15 protein-coding genes are annotated in these 23,414 nt (G+C 46.0%); 9 read left to right on the top strand and 6 right to left on the bottom strand.

What is annotated here, in order from left to right; all coding sequences use genetic code 11:
• The first annotated feature begins 118 nt into the window (after window positions 1–118).
• The 3 genes from CAG60_RS13095 to CAG60_RS13085 all read left to right on the top strand — a co-directional run bounded on the left by CAG60_RS13095 (window position 119) and on the right by CAG60_RS13085 (window position 5,856).
• Window positions 119–2,353 carry a polysaccharide lyase gene (locus CAG60_RS13095; protein ID WP_158144390.1) on the top strand — a complete coding sequence of 745 codons (2,235 nt, stop codon included), beginning with the start codon at window positions 119–121 and terminating at the stop codon, window positions 2,351–2,353.
• Window positions 2,354–2,512: 159 nt separating this feature from the next.
• Window positions 2,513–5,377 carry a glycosyltransferase gene (locus tag CAG60_RS13090; RefSeq protein ID WP_161439122.1) on the top strand — a complete coding sequence of 955 codons (2,865 nt, stop codon included), beginning with the start codon at window positions 2,513–2,515 and terminating at the stop codon, window positions 5,375–5,377.
• Window positions 5,378–5,400: 23 nt separating this feature from the next.
• A complete protein-coding gene (locus tag CAG60_RS13085) occupies window positions 5,401–5,856 on the top strand; it encodes a hypothetical protein (RefSeq protein WP_161439121.1) in 456 nt (151 codons plus the stop codon).
• Here the strand turns inward: CAG60_RS13085 and CAG60_RS13080 are convergent.
• Window positions 5,833–8,088, bottom strand: coding sequence for a glycosyltransferase family 2 protein (locus CAG60_RS13080; protein WP_161439120.1), 2,256 nt, complete (start codon window positions 8,086–8,088; stop codon window positions 5,833–5,835). The genes CAG60_RS13085 and CAG60_RS13080 overlap by 24 nt on opposite strands.
• A 105-nt stretch (window positions 8,089–8,193) precedes the next feature.
• Here CAG60_RS13080 and CAG60_RS13075 point away from each other — a divergent pair, with 105 nt between their 5' ends.
• Genes CAG60_RS13075 through CAG60_RS13065 form a run of 3 tightly spaced genes read left to right on the top strand, consistent with a single transcriptional unit; the run spans window position 8,194 to window position 13,314 of the window.
• Window positions 8,194–10,332, top strand: a complete 2,139-nt coding sequence (locus CAG60_RS13075) for a glycosyltransferase family 2 protein (RefSeq protein WP_161439119.1) — start codon at window positions 8,194–8,196, stop codon at window positions 10,330–10,332.
• Complete coding sequence (locus CAG60_RS13070) at window positions 10,317–11,294, top strand: glycosyltransferase family 4 protein (RefSeq protein ID WP_161439118.1); 978 nt, start codon at window positions 10,317–10,319, stop codon at window positions 11,292–11,294. Before CAG60_RS13075 ends, CAG60_RS13070 begins: the two co-directional genes overlap by 16 nt.
• Window positions 11,287–13,314: a capsular polysaccharide biosynthesis protein gene (locus tag CAG60_RS13065; protein WP_161439117.1), complete on the top strand. Its 2,028-nt coding sequence runs from the start codon at window positions 11,287–11,289 to the stop codon at window positions 13,312–13,314. The genes CAG60_RS13070 and CAG60_RS13065 overlap by 8 nt, the downstream gene beginning before the upstream one ends.
• 89 nt (window positions 13,315–13,403) lie before the next feature.
• On the opposite strand, the gene CAG60_RS13060 is transcribed toward CAG60_RS13065, so the two are convergent.
• Complete coding sequence (locus CAG60_RS13060) at window positions 13,404–14,171, bottom strand: SGNH/GDSL hydrolase family protein (protein ID WP_158144383.1); 768 nt, start codon at window positions 14,169–14,171, stop codon at window positions 13,404–13,406.
• A 426-nt stretch (window positions 14,172–14,597) separates the two neighbouring features.
• Between CAG60_RS13060 and CAG60_RS13055 the strand changes: the two genes are divergently transcribed.
• Window positions 14,598–15,227, top strand: a complete 630-nt coding sequence (locus CAG60_RS13055) for a hypothetical protein (RefSeq protein ID WP_161439116.1) — start codon at window positions 14,598–14,600, stop codon at window positions 15,225–15,227.
• A gap of 53 nt (window positions 15,228–15,280) precedes the next feature.
• Here CAG60_RS13055 and CAG60_RS13050 read toward each other — a convergent pair whose 3' ends face one another.
• The 4 genes from CAG60_RS13050 to uhpT form a co-directional block, all read right to left on the bottom strand.
• Window positions 15,281–16,600 (bottom strand): MFS transporter, encoded by a 1,320-nt coding sequence (locus CAG60_RS13050; RefSeq protein WP_161439115.1) that lies wholly within the window; start codon window positions 16,598–16,600, stop codon window positions 15,281–15,283.
• Between the two features lie 8 nt (window positions 16,601–16,608).
• A complete protein-coding gene (gene uhpB, locus CAG60_RS13045) occupies window positions 16,609–18,108 on the bottom strand; it encodes a signal transduction histidine-protein kinase/phosphatase UhpB (protein WP_161439114.1) in 1,500 nt (499 codons plus the stop codon).
• Complete coding sequence (uhpA, locus tag CAG60_RS13040; RefSeq protein WP_158144375.1) at window positions 18,108–18,716, bottom strand: transcriptional regulator UhpA; 609 nt, start codon at window positions 18,714–18,716, stop codon at window positions 18,108–18,110. Before uhpA ends, uhpB begins: the two co-directional genes overlap by 1 nt.
• A gap of 125 nt (window positions 18,717–18,841) precedes the next feature.
• Entirely contained in the window at window positions 18,842–20,242 is a 1,401-nt protein-coding gene (gene uhpT, locus CAG60_RS13035; protein ID WP_154169420.1) for a hexose-6-phosphate:phosphate antiporter, read from the bottom strand.
• A gap of 415 nt (window positions 20,243–20,657) precedes the next feature.
• Here uhpT and CAG60_RS13030 point away from each other — a divergent pair, with 415 nt between their 5' ends.
• Both CAG60_RS13030 and CAG60_RS13025 read left to right on the top strand, forming a co-directional pair.
• Window positions 20,658–22,547, top strand: a complete 1,890-nt coding sequence (locus CAG60_RS13030) for a methyl-accepting chemotaxis protein (protein ID WP_161439113.1) — start codon at window positions 20,658–20,660, stop codon at window positions 22,545–22,547.
• Between the two features lie 188 nt (window positions 22,548–22,735).
• Complete coding sequence (locus tag CAG60_RS13025; RefSeq protein WP_161439112.1) at window positions 22,736–23,326, top strand: YjaG family protein; 591 nt, start codon at window positions 22,736–22,738, stop codon at window positions 23,324–23,326.
• Window positions 23,327–23,414: the final 88 nt, after the last annotated feature.

Genomic DNA, 23,414 nt, shown 5'->3' with positions numbered 1-23,414 from the left:
TTCAACCATTATTAACAAATATAATAATGGTTTTACTGATATAAGTATCATAATGACTTGATCGACTGATTTTTATCGACTAATAATTAATTTAGTTCGCTGGAAAGAGGCTTCGATTATGAAATCAAGTGTACTTTTATCAGTGGCTATATCCTCGGCTATTTTACTGGGTTGCGGGGGAGGTTCGGAATCTAATACTAATTCACCGACCACTCCGATCAAGGATGAACCAACAGCGGTACTTAGAGGTATTGCGATTGATGGTTATCTTACAGGTGCTCGCGCATTTATTGACTATAACTTTAATGGTCAATGGGATGAGCATGAGCCCTTCGCAGTGACAGCAGAAAATGGACAGTTTCAATTCATGCCCAATGAATTGACTGCTTGCTGGCGCTTTGCCCCACTGATTATTGATGTGCCTGTCGGCGCTCATGATTCTGATCATGGTGTCGTGACAGAAGCTTATCAACTGTCCGCTCCGCCACAGTTTACCAGTGAGGTTACTGGTTCGGCGCGTGTGGTCTCCCCTTTTACTTCACTGGTATGGCAACAGGTCGAGTTTGAATGGTTAACTCGTTATCCTGACCTTAGTTGTGAACAATTAGCCGAGCAACCGGTTAAACAAAGGGTATTACAAGATCTTATTGAAGAGCAAGATCAACATGTGATGGCGTTTTTCCAATTAACCCGCGATCAGCTTTATGGTGATTTTATTGCCAGCGGCGATCGTCAGCTTCATCAAACGGCGAACTTGTTAGTTCAAGGTTTTGCCGCTGCGAAGCAGCAAACGCCAGAGTTTGCTGAGCAACACCATCATGCTCGACAAGCGCGCTTAGCGTATTATTTACGCTATCCTCAATGGTTAGAAAATGGTTCAGTATTCGCTCGTCATTTAGCCACTAATGATTCGTTATCCGTCCAGACTAATGATCTGATCGAAAAAAGTTGGTATCGCAGTGAGCGGGTGATCGGTGAGCAAGAGGCTAGCTGGCGACGCTATTTAATGAGTGATGATCGCCAACAAAAACTGGCCCTTGAAGCACTCAATCAACATCAACAACAACTCGTTGGTGAAGTTGTTAGAACGATAGACAGCGCATGGCAGCAAGGACAACGTTGTTTAGTGACCATTAGTTACCAAACGGTCAATACCACATGGGATAATCGACATTATGAGTTAGTCGCTCGCTTAGTGGTACCGTTTTCTGAGTCGCAGCAACAGTGTAATACTGACTCGATATTGGCAAGTGATTCTCTTAACCAGCTCGATAGCTTAACGGTGATAATCTCTCGCTATGATACGTATGATCGCATGGTGTCTCGTTCGCGCCATGATTTTGCTCCAGGCCGTCATGATGTGGTTGATGCAACCTGGTTAGCAATGACACAGAATGTTTATCCTTTACACTATGAGTTAGAGAATTTGTCTTTTATTCAATCAGATATCGATCAAGCACAGGCCTATCATGCTCAACAATGGGTAAGAGAGTCGATAGTTTATGGGGCCAATCAGTACACTTGGTTAGAGCGGCTTGATTCAGGACTATGGTTTGAGTGGCAACAGCGTAATGGTCAAGTCACTTTGCGTTGTGGTCATGAATTGGATAGGCAATTGGCTCAGACTCGCGGCGAGTGCTATCAACGTTTTGCTCAGCCAGTATTTAGTGAAACTTTTGATGGTAGTTTGTCGAGTTTTGGGCAAACCATAGTGGCCAACCGATGGGTAGAAAGGCAAGCGGGAGTTGGTGTTAATGGTAGCACGGCGATTAAGGTTACTTATCAAGGTTACGAGCGTGGTAGCGAGCGCGTGTTGGCATCGACAACGATTTTACCTGCTGAACGTTATGAGTTAAGTTTTGATGTGCGTTTTTGTCCTGACTTTCAGTTTGTGCGAGGGGGTAAACTGCATGGCTTGGGGCCATTACGTGATGTGACTGGCGGTTATCCCGTATTTGATGAAAATTGGAGTGCTCGGCTTATTTTTGGTCGTAATGGTACTTTAGGTGCTTATGTTTATCATCAAGATATGCCTGGACAATATGGTACAGTTCAATATATATCGAATTTTCAGTTTGAAACCAATCGTTATTATCACTTACGCATGGTGGTGCAAGTTAACCAGCCCGCAGCGGCATCTAATGGTTATCTTGAGATTTGGATTGATGACAAAAAACGCATGGTCTACGATCATCTGCGCTTCCGAGCAAGTGATAGTCAGGACAGTCAAGTTCAGCGCATATTATTTAATACTTTTCATGGTGGAAATAATATAGGGTCAGCACCGAGGGATGAATTCGGTAACTTTACCCAAGAATGTGCCTATTTTGATAACTTTATGGTTCGGCGTTAAGTTTTTAATCAATGGCAGTTGGCAACCCAAACCATGCTCTATCGAGCATGGTTTTTCTTGTTTTACTCCCTCTCAGATGTTGTTCATTGACACATTGCGGTACGATATCGCCCATGACTGGCAAGCGATACTCTTTAATTAATCATGCAAGGAAAGAATGTGTTAGCAGAACCGTTTGCTGAGGTTTTTGACCCTCAGTGGTATTTAGAACAGTATCCCGATGTTGCCGCGGCTGGTGTTAATGCTTGGCAGCATTTTACCACTCATGGTTGTCGTGAGCATCGTTTACCCTGTGCTTTACCTGCTTTTGAGTGGGAATCCATATTGTGGCAACAACCCTTACAGCAAGTACAGGCACTGGCTGCACTGCAAACCTTGTTTGAGGAGAAAGGCCTCCACCAGAGTTTGGCCGGATTTGTCTTAGCGCGTTTCTATGCTTGCCAGGGAGAATGGCATCGCGTGAGTGATTACTTACGGCCGATGCTTAATGATGCGGTTAGCCGTTTATTAGTTGCTGAGCAAGCGCCTTGGTTATTGCAGTTTTCCGCGCTATATCATCAAAACCAGCAGGTGTTACTCGTTGACTTACTCGCTGACTCAAACTGGCCTGATGGTCTAGAACGCCAACTTGCCATAGCAATGACCGATGGCAAAGATAGTGCTTGGCAAGCGTTGCAGCAGGCTTGGCAACAAGCTGATCTAATCATACCTACGGCCTTGTTTGACCCTACTAATAAGCCGCAGCTATTACTTGAGTACCAGCAAATAAGACAAGCTAAAAGTGCCGATTTTCAGGTGGGCTGGCGGCGCTATTGCCCTTGGTATTATACCGTTTCAGTAGTTATTCCGTGTTTTAACGCTGAGCAGACTATTGATAGAGCATTAGCTTGTGTGGCTACGCAAAGCTGGCCGCAGCTTGAGATCATTGTGGTGGATGATGGCTCGCAGGATAACAGCGTTGAGATTATTAAACAGTGGCAAGCCCGTGATGCCAGAATTAAGTTGATTCAACAGTCGGATAATCAAGGCGCTTATGCCGCGCGTAATTTGGGTATGCGGCGAGCAAAGGGCCGTTGGTTGACGGTTCATGATGCTGATGATTGGTCACACCCACAAAAAATCGAACGCCAATTGCAAGGGCTATTGACTCATTCACAAGCGGTTGCCTCAGTATCCCATTGGATACGCTGTGATGAAGCGTTGCAGTTTCAGCGTTTTCCGATGGAAGGTGAGTGGATTCATCGCAATGTATCATCATTACTCATTCGACGTTCCGTACTGGCTAAATTGGGATTTTGGGATAATGTGGCGGTGAATGCCGATACCGAATACTACTATCGCTTATTACAGTTTTATGGTCCTGATGCAGTGATTGAAGTCATGCCTGGGGTTCCTTTAGCGTTAGGAATGCTAGCGAGCGAGGGGTTAACTCAGCAGCATGTAACCCATCTCCGTACCCGTTTTTACGGTGTACGTAAGGAATATCATGATAGTGCATTACTCTGGCATCAAGTGATGCAAGCGCAATTGCCATTACCCGCCAAAATGACCGTACGTCCCTTTGCAGTGCCGCCCCGCATGTGTAAAGGTTCGGCTGCGTTGCAGCGCGATAATTTTATTCGCTATGTACGAGAGAAAGGTTGGGTTGATGAAGCTTGGTATTGGCAGCGCTACCCTGATGTTGCCGCTGCGCAGATGAATGCAGTTGATCACTACCTTGAGCATGGTTGGCGTGAAGGGCGTGACCCATGTGCGCATTTTTCTGGGTCCGCTTATGCTTTTCTTCATCCCGAATCGGGTGCTGAAAATCCGCTGGGGCATCGTTTATACCATGACCCAAATTCTCCGCCGTTGCCGATTTCTATACCAGGAGGTCTTAATACTGAGGCTGTGCAGCACCAGCCAGCGGTGGTTTATGTCGGCCATCAAGTATCAAATCAGCAGTTTGGCGCTGAGCGCAGTTTTGTACAAATTTTGCAGCAATTAGCGGCGAGTAAAGATTGGCTGCGTGAAGGTTATCGAATTGAAGTGGTGTTGCCTGCGGCGGGTAACCCGTTGTATGTCGAGCAAATAGCGCGTTATTGCCATCGAGTAACTTTTATTCCAACGGCGTGGTGGCATCAAGAACGTTTGACTAGCGAAGCGTCATTAGACACTTGGTCAACATGGCTAGAGTCGGTTAAAGCGAAAGCGGTTTATGTCAATACTTTAGTGGTTGACTTGCCGCTGCTGGCGGCTCGGCAACTGGGCATACCGACTGCGGTACATGTCCGTGAACTGCCAGAACATGATCCGAGCCTTTGTCAGGCATTAGCGGCAACTCCGTCAACCTGGTTGGCGCATTTCGACCCTCTGGTGGACGTATGGATTGCGAACTCACAAACGGTAGCGGAGTGGTTAACCACTACGCGGCAACCGATTGTGTGGCCAACGCCGTGGTTATTTGATGAGACCAGCGATTTACCTTTACCCAATCAGGCGCGCCTTCAAGTCGGCATGCTCAGCAGCAATTTAGCCAAAAAAGGCATTTGGGATATGTTGCAGATTGCTCAATGGGCTGAGGCGCAGCAATTACCGCTGGATTTTTATCTCTATGGGCCTGATACCGAAGAGGTAAGTAAAATGCAGGCTCAAGCCTTGCCCAATAACTGGCACTTTGCCGGTTATGTCGATCAGCCGCAGCAGGCATTGGCCAAGTTAGATATTGTATTAAGCTTATCCCATTTTTATGAATCATTCGGTCGCACTATACTCGAAGCATTGGGTTTCGGCCGAGTGGTCATTGCTTATGCCCAAGGTAGTATGGTGGAGTGGGCGGCTAGCTCTCCCGTTTACTGGGCAGACTATCCCGATCAAGAGGCCGTGCTTGGCCATTTAACTCAACTCTGTGTTGATCGAGAGCAACTGATCCTGCGTGCTGAGCAAGGTAAATTGTGGGCGAAACAGTTATCATCTAGCTGCCAAGGCGCTGAGCAATGGTTAGCTCAACAAGCACAGTTTCTTAACCAAACCGCAATTCATTAACATTAAATAAGAGATCAATGGCTATGTCAGTGACTGCTAATCAACGTGCGCTATATTTTACCCGTCAAAAATCCGATATATCGAGTCTTTGGAGCTGGCATCTTGATAGCCCTAAAGCTGGCTTAAGTCGCCATAGCTCGAGTGAATTAAACCTTAAATTTCAAGGATGGCTGTTGTATGAGCCTATATATCAAGCGAAGGTATGGATTGATGATGGGCAGCAAAGACATAGTTTTGAATTAACCATCGATCGCCCAAGTGTGGTGGAGAAAAAACTGGGCGTGGATGGTGAAAAGCATCCGCTACGTCGCTGCGGTTTTCAATTTGAACTGCCTTTATTAGAGCTGCCGTTCGAGTTCGGTTTTCGTATCAATGGCCAGTCGATCAAAGTGTTAGATGGCCAGTGGTTAACCCAGCAGCAGATTGCCGATCTCCAGCAACCGAAAAAACGTTCATTATGGCAACGGCTTCTCGCTTAAAGCTTCAACCTCAAAATGATGTTCTTCAAGGCGTAAGGTAAAATCTTCCCGATGGCGCGTTAAATGGCGGCTGTAATGAGGGTCGTGTTGAATTAAGCTCTGCCAGCGTTGGCGCATGAGTGCTATCTCTTGTTGCTCACGTGCTTGCTTGGCTGGTGTGTCGTCTTTACCGCGGCTTTTCGACTCGTAATGATACAGCATCGCCCGCGGCGTCCAGAGATTGTGATAGCCTGCTTGTTGTACTTTAAGGCAGAAATCAACGTCATTAAAGGCCACCGTGAGCTCTTCATCCAAGCCTCCGATCTGTTTGTAGATTGACCGTTTGACCATCAGACAAGCGGCGGTCACCGCTGAATAATTCTGCGTACAGACTAAACGTTTTTGATAACCACTATTGTGTATCGAATAGTGTTTATGTGCGTGGCCCGCTAAGCCCCAAATCCCTAAAATGATGCCCGCGTGCTGGACGGTATTATCAAAAAACAATAGCTTGGCACCGACACAGCCAATTTCTGGTCTGCTCGCTTGACGAACCATTTCGGTTAGCCAGCTTGAGTGGATGATTTCGGTATCGTTATTGAGCAAGCACACCAGTTCTCCTTGGCTGTGTTGCACGGCAAAATTATTGATCGCCGAGTAATTAAAATCAGCATCAAAATCGAGCACTTGGATAGTGGGATGTAGGCTAATCTCGCTAAACCATGCCAGCGTTTGTGGGCAGTCACTTTGATTATTGACAATGATAATCTGGTAATGGGGGTAACTGGTTAAGCGTAAAATGCTCTCCACACATTGACGAGTGATTGCCAGACCATTACGAGTTGGAATGATGATCGATACCAGAGGATGCGGCGTGGGCACGCGATAGATCGGGTGATAAACCTGATGTTTTTTATCAAATACTACCCGCACAATACGATGTGCATGGTGTGCGGTGAGCTGTTTAAGCCCTTGTTGAACCTGCTGGCGTTCCGTCATTGAAGGCACTTTATTGGCAGAATAAGCTTGGTGGAACAATATCTCAGGGAGATGAATCCCATTCTCTGCTGGGTTTGGGCCGCTAAATCCTGCCTTTAAACAACGTAAGTGCTGCGGTTGGTTTAACCAGGTGTGATTGAGCTGTTGACCGTTAAAAAATACCGCCCGACCGATGTAGTTATGACTTTTTAAGAGATCGGTGTTCCAATCTGGTTTAAAAGCGGGGTTTTGCCGAGTCTGAATCGCGTTAAACTCATCGTGGTCGCTGTAGATCAGCCGAGCTTGGCAATGGTGAGTGGCCTGCTCGGCGATGTGCGCTAAAGCATGCGCTGACCAAGTATCCCCAAATTGTAAAAAGCAGTGCCAGGCGTCGGCACTAATATCAGCATCCGCAGTTGTGATGACCGTGATTCTTGGATCATCGATGACCTTCAGTAGGGCACCTAACCAGCTTGGTATTGCGCTATTTATCACCAGATTCAACTGCCAGTGTTGATGGGTTTGTTTGATTAGACTCTGGACTGTGCGTTGTAATAATTTGCCATTCTCTAGCAAGAGATTGTCCGGCAGCGTTAACCAAGCGACCATTGGCGTTGTTCGTGGTGGGTGATTGGTGATCATGCTCGGCTGAAAGTGTTGTTGCCAGTAAAGATAGGGTGATTGGTGAAGTTTGTGCGCGATCAGTACCGGATGATAGGTTTGAATCAGTCGCTCTAAGGCGAAGGACCAGTTTACCCGTTTTTGTCTAGCTCGGGTCAATCGGTAAATACGTTGCCAATCGCCACCTTCGGCTTTGTCACGGCGTGAGACCAGGTTCATCATCTGTAGGCAGGAGCGAGCTTGAGGAATGACTTTGATATTAATGCTTGCCGTTAATGGTACATTTAATGCTGGCCAATGTAGCTGTAGTTGTTCGATAGGGGTTGGGCTGTAAAAGATTAAGCCTAATTTGCCCGGTTTTTCTTCGATTAAGGTTAACGGAGCTTGGTCTTGGCCTAATTCCAGTATTACCGCATCTTGGATTGAATCTGAGGACTTTGCCGTGTGCTTGATGGTCAATCTATGCCATCCGGTACTTGCTCGCGTAGTGCTTAGCTGAACGCTTTGCGCGTTGGGTTGCGTTAAGTGCCAATAGCGAGTTCGTAGTTGAGCTTGAATAGAGCCGTCATAACGCTGCTGCTTATTGATCGATAAGATTTTTTGCGGTTTTATGGCAGAGAAAATCAGTGGCTGCGACGGCGTTTTAGAAGACATAGGCACGGTATTCAAGCAAAGGATATTGCGCCATAATATACAACGTTTTGGTTATCAGTGAAATCAACCACGCTGGAACGGTAATCTAATTTTGAGTAGAACAGTATGACTGAGAGCCAATTATCGTTATCGACAACAGAATCAGCACATGCCGATAATGACCTGTTGATACCTGGCCCATTAATGAGTCAAGGTGATTACTGGCTCGACCTGCATATTCGCGACCCATGGCAGTATCAAGGGGTGGTGATTGAGTTTCTCGATAATGATTTACAGCATCAACAGCTTCCATTAGGTATGAGTTTGCACGGGCGCGTTCGACAGTGGATTCGATTACCCAAAGGTGCTTCAGCGATTGCTCTACGTGACAGTAACCGTTGTTCAAGCCTTACGGTGAGGTTGACCGAGCAAACCGTTCGTCGTGCATCATCATGTTATGCTGGTGTGCATAGGTTGCTCGCGCTATTGGCTGTTATTCGACGTAACGATGTGCTGAATAAATCAGCGCTACTTAGGCAGTTATGGCGTTGTTGGCGGGATGAGGGAATTTTAGCCGCTTATCAACGGCTGCAGCGCTGTAAAGTCCGTTCTCCTGCTTTGCCACTCGCCAGTTGGTGGCATGGGCATCTTTCTCAGCGTGCGTCACAGCTTGCCGATCTACAACGACGATTAAGCCAACAGCAACTATCAAAGGTCGTGATTTGGATTTATCCTCGTGCAGGTATGCAGCAGGAAGATTTTTTAGCCACGCTGACTTCGTGTTGTCAGCAAGGGGTTGAGATATACATTGACGCGAAGATCCCCTTTGTCATTCCGCAAGGTATCGCGGCGAGAGTGATGTCTTTCCAAGCTTTGCATCAAGATACTAACTGGCAGCACGGTTTATTGCTGCCAGTAGGGGCTAGGCTATTGCCTTATGCTGCGGCATGTTTTATTCAAGCTGGTCTTAATCAGCCACAGGCCGAGGTTATCTATACTGATCACGCCTTGGCGGAGCGAGATTCAGTGAAGGCCAGCGTGCCGACTGAGCTGTATTTAAAGCCAGATTGGTGTTTAGAGCGGCAACGTGCTGAGCATTATTGTGGTGATGTCTTATTCGTGAGTAAAACCGTGCTGCAACGGGTTGATTCGCGGTGGGCAGAACGCAGCTCTTCTCACCCCGCTTATGACTTTTTATTATCAATCGCGGAAACTTTCGCCGCAGAGGTGTTTTATCATCTCCGTTTGCCGTTATGGTTACAAACCTATCGATGGGGTTTATCGTCATTATTTCCTGACTTGACGATACATTTGCAGCGCTGTGGTGTGCAGGCTCAATGCTTACCCTGTGAGCATGCGATGGCTGACAACGATAGGGTCGGGGAGATCCGCTATCAAACGGCCTGGCAACCTAAGGTGTCTTTATTGGTTCCGTTGCGTGATAACTTGGCGGTGACTCGTCAATGCGTTGAGAGTGTCTTATCCCTCACCGATTACCCTGATTATGAAATCGTGCTGATTGATAACCAAAGTCAACAGCCTGAAACGCTGACATGGCTTGCGTCGATAGCCAAACACCCGCAAGTCACGCTTTTGCACTATGATGCGCCGTTTAATTTTTCGGCGATTAATAATGCGGCTGCGCAGCAAGCTAAGGGCGAGGTGATAGTGTTACTTAACAATGACACTCAAGTGATTGATCCACTCTGGTTATCTGAGATGTTGGCTTGTTTGGATTTGCCCAATGTGGGTGTTGTTGGCGCGCAATTGTTGTTTGCTAATGGCTTGATCCAGCACGCGGGTTGTGTGGTTGGTCCTCAGCAGGTCGCCACTCATCGCTTAGCTTTTGCCTCACCAGCGATAGCGGCACAAAAGGGAGAGGGACAGTCGCGACAACAAGTGAGTGCCGTGACCGCGGCTTGTTTAATGATCCGCAAGTCCCTTTATCAAGCACTCGATGGGCTTGATGAGCAGTTAAGCGTGGCTTTTAATGATGTTGATCTCTGTTTGCGGGTTGGCGAGCAAGGGCTTCGGGTGCTCTATACTCCGTTTGCCAAACTGTATCATTATGAGTCGCTGAGCCGAGGTAAAGATACCACACCAGAAAAAAAGCAGCGCGCGGCCCAAGAGGTGGAATACATGCATCAACGCTGGTCGATCAGTGGCTATCAAGATCCATTTTACCATCCACTGCTTGATGCTCGCTTGGCTAATTTTCAACTTAATCCGTTTCCTCAAGGAGTGCTCGATTGGAATCGACTATGATACCGGCGGCAGATACCGCACCGTCAACGCGCTGGGTGGTAATTCAAGAGCGTGAAAATCCATCGTTTGATTTTTTCGTTAAGCCTAAATTAGAGGCGATGAAAGTCGATTGGCACGCTTGCCTATTAGCGGATTCGCCCAGTCAATGCTCGTTATTGCAGGTAGCACCGTCAACCTGCGATCGGCCACGTTATCATCTATTGTTTGTGCGTTATATCAACACCGAGTGGCGACGTTGGATTCTAGCGCATCGTCAGCACATTGCCTCAATTGTGTTTTTTATTGATGATGATTTGTTTGATTGGCAAGCCATGGCGGGATTACCGCCTCGTTATCGTTGGAAACTTTGGAATTACACCCTAAAGCACCAAGCATTTTTACGCAAAATAAACGCCCAGCTTTGGGTGGCAAATGCCTATTTGCAGCAAAAATACTCAAGTTGGCAGCCAGAGATTTGTCCGCCGCAATCCTGGCAAGCGCAAACCATCAGCCAGACGATTTTTTATCACGGTTCCGCCAGTCACAAGCAAGAATTTATCTGGCTTAAACCTTTATTTGAAGGGCTATTGAAAGACTTTCCGCAACTTAGCATTGAGTTGATTGGTGATGGTGAGACCAATGCTTTATTTCGTCATTTACCACGAGTGCATGTGCTGCATCCGATGTCTTGGGCCAATTATCGGGCGTTATTGGCGAGAGGTGGGCGAGACATTGGTTTAGCTCCGCTATTAGACAGCGGTTTTAATGCCGCGCGCTCGTGTACCAAGTTTTATGATATTTGCCAAGCTGGTGCGGTGGGTATTTATGCTGATCATCCTGCTTATCGCAGCCAAATTACCGACCAAGTGAATGGTTTATTGCTGCCGATGGATCATGATGTTTGGTATCAGGCGATTGCCAAGTTATTACAAGAGGATGCTTATTACCAAACGTTACTTGCCGGATGTATTGTCAATGATTAACTATGCTCAGTGCTTAACCATTTCTCCTGCTTTGGCTGATATTAGCCATTTGGCTGATTTACTTGATAGACCGGTAAGCTATTGGTCACCAGTGGCGCGTTTTTTTCAGCGTGAATTACCGGCTGATAGTGTGGTGTTGGCCTGGGGGAATAAGCCATCAGCCCATCAAGCGGCTCGGTTTGCTGAGCGTATCCAGCGACCGATAATTCGCTTAGAAGACGGGTTTCTGCGCTCTTTGTTATTGGGTCATCAAAGCCCGCCTTTCTCTATAGTGATTGATGATCTTGGTATTTATTATGATGCCGCTCAGCCTTCTCGTTTGGAGCGGTTAATCTCCCAGCCTTTAACGTTAGATCAGAGACAACGAGCACAAGCGTTACAGCAGCAATGGCAGCAGTTACGACTGTCGAAATACAATCACAGTGTTGAGCAATCGCTGCCGCAATTAAGTGATAAGTTTGTTTTGGTGGTCGATCAAACTAAGGGGGATGCCTCTGTTCGTGATGGCTTGGCAGATAGCACTTGTTTTCAAAAAATGCTGGCTGCGGCATTGCAAGCTTACCCGGATCATCAAGTGGTGATTAAAACGCATCCCGATGTGTTAGCCGGTAAAAAGCAAGGCTATTTAAACGGTTCGGCCGTGGCGGAGTTATCTGCCGAGGAGACTAAGCGAATAGTGCTGTTGGCTGATGATATTCACCCTCCCAAATTATTGGAAGCAGCGCAGACGGTATTTTGTGTTACTTCTCAAATGGGGTTTGAAGCGCTTTTGTGGGGTAAAACGGTGCATACGTTTGGTATGCCGTTTTATGCTGGTTGGGGATTAACAGTGGATCATCTCGCTGCCCCTGAAAGAAGAGCGCCGGTAACGATAGAGCAGTTGGTTTATGCAGCCTTGATAGCTTATCCTCGTTATTGGCATCCAGAGTGGCAAACTGCTTGTCAGGTGGAAGAGTTAATGGCTTGGCTGGCACTACAGCGTCAGCAAATGCAGCGTATTGGTGGTGAGATTATCGCCGTTGATGTCTCACGTTGGAAGCAGCCGATTGTGCAGCAGTTTTTACGTGGCGCTCGTCTGCATTTTGTTTATCAGGATAAAAAACGTATTCCTTTATTAGAAAAAAAATATTCGCCATCAATGTCCCCAGCACCTTGCTTGCGTTGGGGGAACTCACAACCTGCCGAGCTACGAGTCGAAGATGGTTTTATTCGTTCAGTGGGTTTAGGAGCCGATTTAACTCGGCCGTTATCATGGGTGATTGATGATCTGGGCATTTACTATGATGCTACTCGCCCGTCAGCTTTAGAGCGATTACTTGTTGAAGGTCAGTTTAGCGGACAAGATTTGCAAAGAGCTGAACGGCTGATTGAGCGTTTAGTGACGTTGAAAGTCAGTAAATACAACGTCGGTGATCATCATTGGCAGCGGCCTCAGCAGCAGCGGGTGATTTTGGTGCCGGGACAAGTGGAATCGGATGCCTCGATTCGTTATGGCTCGCCGATACTAAAAACCAATCTTGCCTTATTACAAGCAGTGCGAAACGCAAACCCTAACGCTTATATCGTTTATAAACCGCATCCGGATGTCCAAGCCGGCTTGCGTTTACAAGGGCAAGGCGAGCAAACCGCGGCTCAGTTTGCTGATGAGGTAATCGGCAATATTGATATGGCGTATCTGCTGGATCATATAGATGAAGTGCATACCTTAACGTCATTGACCGGTTTTGAAGCTTTATTACGCAGGATTCCTGTAACCTGTTATGGTCAGCCGTTTTATGCTGGTTGGGGGCTAACGGCTGATATTTATCCTCATGCTCGCCGCGAAATAGCTCGCTCTCTGCCAGAATTGGTGGCGGCAACGTTAATTTATTATCCTTTTTATGTCAGCCCATCCAGTGGCTATTATTTAACCCCAGAACAAACCATTGATTGGATGCATCAGCAACGTCAAAACACCGTTGAGCAGCGATCGCTATCGCGATGGCTGTTTCGTCAATGGCTGAAGTTGCGAAGAAGTTGAGTTGTTGGTCATTTTCTGCATCCCCATTTATATGGGGATGAATTTACTGACGATTCTTTTGCAACTTTAAGCCGCTCGGGCATTGAAGATTATAATAATTCAATACATTGCTTAGTATTTATTGTGGCCATTATCGCTTTAAACACGATCTCATGTCCGGCATCATTTAAGTGCACACCATCATAATCAAAATCGGATTTTAGAAATCCGTGGTCATTTTGTAAGTGACTGAACGTTTCTACAAAGCAAGGACTTGATAGCGGTTGGATGAGTTCATTAAATCGAATCAGTCTTTTTTGCAGCGATAAATTCTGTCTACGAGGTTGCGAGGATAAGATTAGGACTGGAATGTTTGACTCTAACAACTCACTACGTAAACGCAATAAATTGACTACGGGTTCTTGCTCTGCATAGTTTAAGGCTTGGTCGTTACCAGGGTAATTTAAGATAACTAAATCAGGCTTATAATTGAATGCACTATCGATATTGTGTCGTGGGTCCGGTTGGAAGCGTTTCCCATCAACACTACAACGTTTGCTCAGAGCATGATAAGTCGTGTGACCACCTTTTGCGATATTATGAATAGTGACCCCTTGTGGAGCTAATTCAGCTCGCAATAAACTAACCCAGTTTTTACTGGGGTGGCTTGCACCCGCACCCGCGGCAGAAGATGACCCCATCACGACCCAGAGCTGATTTGTATTTAAACGGTAAGGTAAGCGTTGTTGTGGATTGAGATTGAAACTACCACAATCGACTAAATCATTTTTTAATGGTGGCGCACTGGTGGGTTCTTCATCACTACAGCCTGATAGAGTAAAAATCAGTATAAGTAAAAATAAGATACGAGAAATCATGATGTCTTTTTAAAGTGGTTGATAATCATGATATTTTGTCAGAAAAACATCAAATATTAAACAAGTTTCATTTGAAGTGGCATTTAAATTTCTGAGGATTATAGCCTAGGTGTCGTAGATTTCGTTTACTATTCTGTTGTATACGGTATTCAGATCTTGGCCGCTGATTTTTTGAGTTTATGTAATGATCTTCATCATGGGTTCTAGATTTCCGTTTACATAGAACCTAGATCCTTCGATCCTTTATGTTTCGTTTCAACTCTCATTTCATACTAAATTCACAATTAAACCGTTCCAATTCATTCATCTGATCTATATTTTAATGTTGAGCATTTAATCAGCCAAGGCATTAAACTGGCGTGGACATCGGATCCCTCTCAGTCTTTTATCTGGCATGTTTCCGCAAGTTATTTACAAGCTCAAGACATGATGAGTGGCCGGTTACATGGGCAAGTAGGGCAAACGGGAAAGAATGATTATGATGGCCTACTCGAGTTAGATTATGCCTACAGTGAAGATGTATTATTAAAACGCAAGGTACAAGCGCCCTCCAGTTACTTTGGTTATACCAGTGATATCGGCATTCATTGGCAGTTCCACGAGCGAGCATTCCTCTCCTTACTAGCGCAAGATTTCTACAGCGGCATTTATTGGCGTGATATGCCTTATACGGTTGCTACCGCTAATACGGCAACGGCGGAGACCGATGAAAATGGTTTTGTTTCGATTAAACCTTTGGTGAATGGGGTCGAAGGATTTCGCGATTATACTCAGCGTCTCCCCGTTAAGTATCATGCTCGATTCGGTTATCTTTCTGGACAACATGCTTACAGCATCAAAAACGTTTATGTCGATCGACTCTGGTTAACCGACTTGGAATGGTCAACTCAATGGCGAGATAATCTCCGTTCCCGTTTGAGTTATAATTGGCAAACCAGAGCCATTGGAGTGGAAGGTCAATGGCGATGGTTTACTTTTGGTGTTCAAAGTGATCAACTGGATTATCAACAAGCAACAATATTGAATCTTAAGCTCGGTATGGTGATACCATTTTAATCTTCTTTATTGATCAGAACTTCGACTTTCTGTTTGTATTTAATCTCAATGCTTCACTCAGCCTTCGGTAACTGCGCTAATAAAAAGGGCAGTAACAATAAACCAATCACGCTGGCACAAAGAGCAATGGCGATGAAAAAGCCGTTCCAATGATAAGTTTCTAGAATCATCGCTAATGGATAACCGGCGAGGGCTGCGCCCATGTAGGCAAATAAGCCGACAAATCCGGTTGCAGCACCTGCTGAATCTTTATGTGAACACTCTGCGGCGGCCATGCCAATCAACATTTGTGGGCCAAACACAAAAAAGCCAATACAAAATAGTGCGGCGGATTGAAAGATAAAATGGGTCATTGGCATTAACCATAAGGCGGCCACAGAAAGGAAAATACCGCTGGCGAACAATAGATTCATTGGTCCACGATTGCCAGAAAAAAGCTTGTCCGACCCCCAGCCTGCGACAAGAGAACCAATAAACCCACCCACTTCAAACAGTGATAACGCGGCATTGGCATTAATCAGGCTGTAATGATGCTGCTCGGTTAAATACAAATTTCCCCAATCATTGATCGCGGTGCGCACGATATACACCAAGATATAACTCGCGGCAAGTAACCAGATATAGGGGTTACTAAAGACATATTGCGCTAAAATCTCTCGATAGCTCAGGTTCTTGCCTTCATTTTCTTGCGCAAGTTCAAGGGTGTCTTTGCGCCAGCGGCCGATGCTTGGTAAGCCTAATGAGACGGGTTTATCCCTAAGTCGCCAGCAGAGTACGATGCCGATCAGCACGCCAATCACTCCCGGCCAAATAAAGCCGTGTCGCCAGCCAAAATGCAGGGTTAAAAATCCGACTAAAATAGGGATCAATGCGCCGCCAACATTATGCGCCGTATTCCAAATGGCCCAATACCAGCCTCGTTCAGATCGTGAATACCAGGTGGTTAACAGCTTTGAGCAAGCTGGCCATCCCCAACCCTGAAACCAAGCGTTCAAGACCCAGAGCAAAATAAAGACGCTGAGCGAACTGGAAAAACCAAAAGCGATGTTAATCAATCCGGTGGCGATTAAGCCCAGCCCCATAAAGTAGCGAGGATTTGCCCGATCTGAGATGGTGCCAGAGAGAAACTTTGAACAGCCATAGGTGATATAAAAAAGTGTCCCGAGCAGTCCTAAATCGCCTTTATCCAATCCTAAATCAGTCAGCAAACTCGGCGCGGCGTAATTGAGTGTGCGCCGAGTAAAATAAAAGCCAGCGTAGCCCAAATACATGCCGATCATGATATGCAATCGCCAATGATCGTAGGTGGCTTTGATGGTATGTGGATTAGTCAGCGCTGGTGGCGTGGTTGAGTGATAAAGAAAACGAAACATAAGCGATGTCATACCCTAGGCAATTGAATGTGCAAATGGGTTCCGCTAGGAAGTATTGGTTGCGATTGTAGCTTAAAGTGTCCGCCGAGCGCTTGTACGCGCTCTTGCATGCCTTTAATTCCCATTCCCTTGAGTGGGTCGATTTTACTGATCCCGACACCATCATCTTTAATCGTCAAAGACACCTGTTTGTCGATGTTTAAGTCAATCTCAATATGGCGCGCATGAGCGTATTTGCGGGCATTATTAAGCGCTTCTTGGCAGAGTCGAAATACAGTGACTTGCAAAGTATCGCTCAGTTGCTCCGTTGGCCCTTTGCTAGTTAAACGAACCTCAATGCCATTGTGAGCAAATTCCATTTCACGAATGAGCTGCCCAATCGCTTCTAATAGCTGTAAATCATCCAATGATTGCGGCCTAAGTTTACTCAGCAGTCGTTTGGTGGTGTCATAAACGTTAAGCGATAAAGACTCGATAGTATTGGCACTGTCTTCACGCATCTGGGCTTGTTCGGTGCGTTTGATAATGCTCGCTTGGGTGCGAATGGCGGTGATGCTTTGGCCAATTTCATCGTGTAATTCACGCGCGACTTCTTTTCTGACCGATTCTTCGGCTCTGACCAATTGTTGAGAGAGTGACTGATTGCGGTATAACTCTTTACTCAGTTGGCGATTGAGATCTTGCAGTCTTTGTACGGCGACGCCAAGGAAAATGCCCGTCAGGCTTTGCGCGGAAATCGACAGCAGTAAATCGGTGATGGCTAAGTTAGAGACATCATTTCGCGTCGCGATTAAAGCAACGCTATTGAGTAGGGTTGCTAATAACGCGCCTTGCCAACCGTAGCGAAAAGCCAACACGATGATCGGGATAGCAAGACAAAAAGGGGCAAAGCGGCGTAGCTCTTCTGGTAGGCTGGTTTGTAGAATAATACTGACCGTAAATAAGAGACTACACAGCAAAACCGCTTTGACATTAAAACTGGGTTTTCGGCGGATCAGTTGTACGGAAAGTGGTAACCAACGTGTTTGAAACAGATAATTCCATAGTAAGTAGCAGGTTGGCACAAGCATTAATCCACCGGTTAAACTGACTAACCAAGTGAGGTAGATTGAAGGGACATGGAAGCTTACTGAAGCGGTATTGAGGGTGGCGCATAGCGCAATGGTCAGACAGATCACCGTTAAACGCCGCCATTGATCGCCATGATAATAGCGCTGAGCAAAAGCGGTGATCGGGATACTCAATCCACTGGCAATCAAAATTGTTAGCCACTGCGGTTGTGCCAAGAGCAGCGCTAAACTGATGGTCAGCGCCCACTCGGTGAAGTACAGAATCGGCCAATAGCGATGGGAACAATGGAGCGCAATTCCTAATCGCAAAGCAAAAGGGAAAAATAGGATCGCCAATTCAGGATCGTTGACAAAGTAAAAACCAATCACCCATAAGCAAAACCAAGTGCAAGCGATGAGGCAAAAGCTACATACGGCGGTAAAAGGATGTAAGCGCATTAGGTTAAGTTGTGATGAATGAGGTTCGCCAAAGCAACGGTGTTACTCACGCCGAGTTTTTCCATGCCGTTCGCTCGATGGACATGAACGGTTTTTGGACTCAGCCCTAATTGTTGGGCGATCGTTTTTACGTCGATACCATCGGCGAGCAATTGACACACTTCTCGCTCACGTGGAGTCAGTGATGATAGCGGTGAAACGGGATGTTTCGGTGTCACTAAACGGCTGGCAATATCGGCGGTTAGATAACAGCCACCACTCGCGCAGGTCTTAACCGCTTGGATTAATTCATCAGGGCTACAGCGTTTACTTAGGTAGCCTTTAGCACCGAGCTCCAACGCTTTTTCTACCATGGCGGGAGAATCGTGAACACTAAGCATAATCGCCGCCAGCCCGGAGGGCAGGTCCGCCAATAAACTAAAGCCACTTTCATTAGCCATTGAAATATCCAATATCACTACATCGGCATGGCAGCTTGGTAGACCTCGCCGAGCGTCATCAAGGGAACCAAAAGAGCCGACAACTTGAATATCTGGGTCTAAATTGAGCAGTTGGGCAAAGCCTGAGCGGACGATGACATGATCATCGACGAGTACCACGTTGTGCATAAAATTGAATCACTCTGTAACCAAGAGGGTAAATTAACGCTAAATAGGCGGACTGGCAATCGGTAGTTATTGAGCTTCTCCCCATCACATCGTGGATGGATGTCATAGGGAGAGTTGTGAAGAGGTTAAGCTTGTGAGCTTGCGAGAGATAATAAGCGTTTTTTCTCTTTACGGATTTTCTTCTCTTCGGCAATTGCGACAAACGCCAGTAGACCAATGCAGAGGAAAGCCGAGGTATCGAGCGCGGCAAAGGTGCCTTTCCAACCGGTTAAGCCAAAAATCGGCGTGCCATCAGCGATCATCCCTAAGCCTAATTTTGCAAAGCTATCACCAATCAGATAAGCAAAGGTGCCTTTGACACCATCGGCCACTGAGATGGCTTTTTTCGGCACGAAACCGACCGCAGCAACACCGATCAACAACTGAGGGCCAAACACTAAAAAGCCTAAGGCAAAGAGTGAAGAAAGGTACATCAATTCGCTGGTGGCGTGTTGATAAAACTCTAAGGTCATGATGATCAACGCAAGCGATACACAGGCAACTAAGGCCCGGCGACCATTCGCTAAATCGGATAAGTATCCCCACATTAAGGTTCCGACCAGCGCACCGACTTCAAACATGGTAAAGCCGGAAATCGCGACTTCTTTTGATAGTCCCAGCTCTTGGAAGGCATAAACCGTGGACCATTGGTCGATACCAATACGTACCACGTAGAGAAAGATGTTGGCAAAACAGAGCAACCAAATCACTTTGTTTTTTAGTATATATTCAACAAAGATTTGCCATTGTGTCATCTGGTTTTCTTCGGCGGCGGTATCTTCTTCGCTGATGGCCTCATTAAACAGTTCTTCTACTTTACCTAAACCATAGGCTTCTGGTGAGTCACTACCGTAACGTAGGCCAATAAAACCGATGACAATCGCCAGTAGTGAAGGGAAAACGAACATGCCGATCACATGGCCATCAAATAAGTAGTTAGCGCCAAACAAAGCGACCCCAGCTGCGCCAGCACCTCCCACGTTGTGTGACATATTCCACAGGCCCAAATAAGAGCCACGTTTATTACGCGGGGTCCATTTGGTGATGGTTGAATAACTCGATGGTCCACCAGTACTTTGGAATAGGCCGCTTAAAGAGTAAAAGGCGATCATCAAAAACAGACTGACGCTACCGCCGCCCAGACTGAAACTGAAGCCCAGCATGGCGATACCGGAGAGAATCAGCATAAAAGGCAGAAATTGTTTGGTATTTTTTCCATCGGCATAGTAAGACACCACCGTTTTACCGATGCCGTAAGTAATTGAGAAACCAAGGCCAATTAAGCCCAGCTCCGTCATCGATAAACCATAAGTCGAAATCAAATCATTTTGGGCAATATTGAAGTTTTTACGCACCAAATACATTGCCATATAGCCAATAAAGACCACCAAATAAGATTGGATAAAGGGTTTAAACCACATTTTCCGTCTGACTTCGAGTGGAAGATCTAACGTCGGTTTTCTGACCTGTTCTAGAAATTTCAACATAATACGTTCTCTTTGCCGTATAAATAAAAGGGGTATTTAAGCGTTGTCGCAAAGTGTATGGCTTGTTGGCTGGTTGAGCATGAGAGAGGGTCTTAGATCAACTAAGAAAAAGTCTTAGAAACGGCAAGGTGTTGTACAAAGCGTGAATGTAATCACGTTTAAATCGATTCACGGTGAGGTACGGATAATGAACGTCATGGTCTTCACTTGCTGTCAACGGATCACACCAAGTTACTTGAGTATCAGACTGCAAACAGAAAACCAATTTGAGAATTAGGCTAAATTTTTAAATTAAAAGAGACAAAAAGCTCCGGTGGTTTTAAAAAAATAGCCTACGGTTATAAGAACCACATAAATACCGTCATCGTTGTTCTCCTACATTTAGAAAGTCGTTTGTTCACCAAGGAGGTGAATTGTGAGTCTGTCGTTAAAAAGTAAACTGATTGGCACCAGCGTTTTCGCGGTCGCCTTTATGGCGCTGGTGCTGACGACGCTAGCCGCCAACCAATTAAAGCACGAAACGGCGGTCAGCTTGCAGGCTCGGGTCAATGGCATCGCCAAATCTGCCACTAGCGCAATTAACCAGTGGTTAACCATTCGTGGCAGCATTGTCACCTCGGTGATTCCGCATACAGGACAGGAGAATTTTTTACCTTTTTTACAGCAAGGCCAACAAGCGGGCGGATTTGATTTACTCTATTTTGGTACTGAGCAAGGCAGCATGCATCGCTCGATTCCTGAACGCGGTGCTTCTGATACCAGTTATGATCCGCGTACTCGCGGTTGGTATCGCGATGCGAAGGCGCAGAATCGACAGATATTGAGCAACGTTTATGCTGATGCGATTACTCGCCAATTAATGGTCACAATTGCTGAACCTATTTCTCGTAATGGACGCCTATTTGGGGTAATTGGTGCCGATGTATTGATTGAACAATTGGTTAAAGATGTGATTGCCATCGACGCAGGAGCAAAATCGTCGGCGTTATTGGTTAATGGCAATACAGGCAATATTATTGCTCACCGCAATGCCGATTTGATTTTAAAACCGCTCAACACTTACAGCTCGAATTTAACCATGGCGGTGATTAACCAATCGATTAAGGATAATCAGGTTCAAGAAGTGAAGGTCGGTGGCGTTGATAAGTTTTTCTTTTTCGCCAAAGTACCCGGCACTGAATGGCTATTAGGTATTGAACTTGATAAATCTGTTGAACTGGCCACGATGAGTAGCTTAATGCGTCAATTGATCATCACGGCCGTTATTATTACCGGTTTGGTGGCCGTCTTGGTTGCATGGTTAGTCGGTTTCCTGTTTCGAGATCTTAACCGTGTATCGAGCGCTTTGGCCGAAATAGCTGAAGGGGATGCGGATTTAACTCAGCGTATTGAGCCTCGTTATCAGGATGAAGTCGGTGCATTAGCCAATAACTTTAATAAATTTGTTAATAACATGCATAGCATGATCACCCGATTACAAGACGTATCGCGTGGCTTAAATTTACAAGCGGAAAGTACGGCAGAACAAGCTCATGAGCGAAGCTTACGGATCACCGTGCAACAAGACGAGATTAACATGGTTGCGACAGCGATTAATGAAATGGCGGCAGCCACTCAAGAAATCGCCAGTAATGCGGATAATACTGCGGCTACCGCATTGGATACGGTGAAAATATCTCAGCATGGCGCAGAGCAAGTTGAGCATACGCAAGCGTCGATAGGCAATCTTTCTAAAGAAGTCTTGGTGGCGAAAGGTGTCATTGAAAACCTCAATCAACATGCACAAAACATCAATGCCATATTATCGGCAATTCAAGGCATTGCAGAGCAAACCAACTTATTGGCACTGAATGCGGCAATTGAAGCGGCCAGGGCGGGTGAGCAAGGCCGTGGCTTTGCAGTGGTAGCAGATGAAGTGCGAGTTCTGAGCCAAAGAACTCATGACTCAACTCAAGAGATCCAGAAAACCATCGAAACGTTGCAGAAAACGACGGCACAGGCGGTGGGTATCATGAACGACAGTAGCAAGTTATCGGAAAGCAGTGTCGAAGATGCCAATGTTGCTGCGCAAAGTTTGGCGCAAATCAGCGCTTCTGTCGGAACGATCAGCGATATGGCGACTCAGATAGCCACTGCGGCAGAAGAACAAGCTTCCGTAACAGAGGAAATTACCCGTAATACACAAGCCATTCGTGATGTCTCTGATGGCCTCGCCAATGAAGCCAAAGAAGCGTCGCATCAAGCGTCGCTGCTATCGAAGTTATCTAAGGAACTACAAAGCGAAATTAACCGCTTTAAGTTGTGAGTCGATCAAGCCTAGGTTTGAGATGACCTAGGCTGCTTTGGGGCAAGTAAAAAGGTGTTGGTTAGCACCTGTGCCCCTTCTTGATTGCCGCTCTCGGTTTTTTCTACCATCCTCGCCGCTTTGTTGCTTTCCCCTCTCGTTATCCAGTACACTTTCAAGGTCTTTTTTCCTCCATCATTAGAGTGACTATGTTACAGAACCCTTTGCAGCTTCGTCTTGAGAAGTTTGAACCTTGGCAACAGATTACCTTTATGGCTTGCCTTTGTGAGCGCATGTATCCTAATTACGCTCTATTTTGTCAGCAAACAGAATTTGCTGATGCACGTCGTTATCGTGATATTTTGGATAGCGTTTGGGAATTAATGACCGTTAAAAATGCCAAGATTGACTTTGATCGTCAGCTAGAGAAGCTCGAAGAATTGATCCCAACGACGGAAGCGTTTGAGCTGTATTTAGTCTATCCGGCGATTGACGCTTGTGAAGCGCTAGCGACGTTATTGCATGGTTTGCTTGATCGAGATGATCTCTATGAATCGATGCAAAAAGTCAGTCAAATATCGGTGCGTACGGTGGCTCAGTTAGAAGAAGCGCAAACCGGTGAATTGATCACCAATGACAACCAAAAGAGCAATGAAGCGGTATGCGCCGAATGGGATGTGCAATGGGCGATTTTTAGACCCTTGCGTGAAGTTACCGAGCGAGACATTGAATTGATTAAAGACCTGCGCCATGAACTGCGTGATGACTGTATGAGCAATATTGGTTTAACGTTAGGCTAGTTACCCCGATACTCTGTTTATTTACGGCGCTACGTCGCTTGAGTATTGCGAGCGATATTCATCATCCAACCTCAATTTTAAGGAGTGT

Source organism: Vibrio sp. V33_P6A3T137, assembly GCF_009904835.1.
Lineage (GTDB): Bacteria > Pseudomonadota > Gammaproteobacteria > Enterobacterales > Vibrionaceae > Vibrio > Vibrio metschnikovii.
The sequence above is the reverse complement of the archived record's forward strand: the minus strand, read 5'-3'. Positions and strand labels throughout refer to the sequence as shown.

Coding starts and splice junctions, on each gene's coding strand:
- CAG60_RS13095 (WP_158144390.1), top strand. CDS start 119: ATGAAATCAAGTGTACTTTTATCAGTGGCTATATCCTCGGCTATTTTA.
- CAG60_RS13075 (WP_161439119.1), top strand. CDS start 8,194: ATGACTGAGAGCCAATTATCGTTATCGACAACAGAATCAGCACATGCC.
- uhpA (WP_158144375.1), bottom strand. CDS start 18,716: ATGCACAACGTGGTACTCGTCGATGATCATGTCATCGTCCGCTCAGGC.
- CAG60_RS13085 (WP_161439121.1), top strand. CDS start 5,401: ATGTCAGTGACTGCTAATCAACGTGCGCTATATTTTACCCGTCAAAAA.
- CAG60_RS13050 (WP_161439115.1), bottom strand. CDS start 16,600: ATGTTTCGTTTTCTTTATCACTCAACCACGCCACCAGCGCTGACTAAT.
- CAG60_RS13025 (WP_161439112.1), top strand. CDS start 22,736: ATGTTACAGAACCCTTTGCAGCTTCGTCTTGAGAAGTTTGAACCTTGG.
- uhpT (WP_154169420.1), bottom strand. CDS start 20,242: ATGTTGAAATTTCTAGAACAGGTCAGAAAACCGACGTTAGATCTTCCA.
- uhpB (WP_161439114.1), bottom strand. CDS start 18,108: ATGCGCTTACATCCTTTTACCGCCGTATGTAGCTTTTGCCTCATCGCT.
- CAG60_RS13055 (WP_161439116.1), top strand. CDS start 14,598: ATGATGAGTGGCCGGTTACATGGGCAAGTAGGGCAAACGGGAAAGAAT.
- CAG60_RS13080 (WP_161439120.1), bottom strand. CDS start 8,088: ATGTCTTCTAAAACGCCGTCGCAGCCACTGATTTTCTCTGCCATAAAA.
- CAG60_RS13065 (WP_161439117.1), top strand. CDS start 11,287: ATGATTAACTATGCTCAGTGCTTAACCATTTCTCCTGCTTTGGCTGAT.
- CAG60_RS13060 (WP_158144383.1), bottom strand. CDS start 14,171: ATGATTTCTCGTATCTTATTTTTACTTATACTGATTTTTACTCTATCA.